This is a genomic window from Achromobacter sp. SIMBA_011, assembly GCF_046535435.1.
Taxonomy (GTDB): domain Bacteria; phylum Pseudomonadota; class Gammaproteobacteria; order Burkholderiales; family Burkholderiaceae_B; genus Achromobacter; species Achromobacter dolens.
On the sequence record NZ_JAWRWN010000833.1, the window covers coordinates 1 to 255 of the forward strand.

General features: G+C 63.5%; 1 pseudogene. It reads right to left on the minus strand.

The features are described 5' to 3' along the window. Window positions 1-255 (minus strand): annotated as a pseudogene (locus tag SB816_RS33340) (acetyl-CoA carboxylase carboxyl transferase subunit beta); the annotation flags it as partial.

The window sequence follows — 255 nt, forward strand, 5'->3', positions numbered from 1 at the left end:
CTTGAACTTCAGCGAGTCGACCGGCACGATTTCCTGGCCGATCTCGTAGCGGCCTTCCGGATCGAGCAGCGCGTCGAGACGCTCGCGCGCGCCGATGCGCATGTGGTGATCGCACTTCGGGCACACGTGGAGGTTCGCCTCCACGTCGTTGCGGTACAGCACGGCCTCGCAGGACGGGCATTTGACCCACAGCCCTTCCGGAATGCCCTTGCGGCTTTTCGGGTCGGTCTGCTTGATCTTCGGCGGCAACAGTTT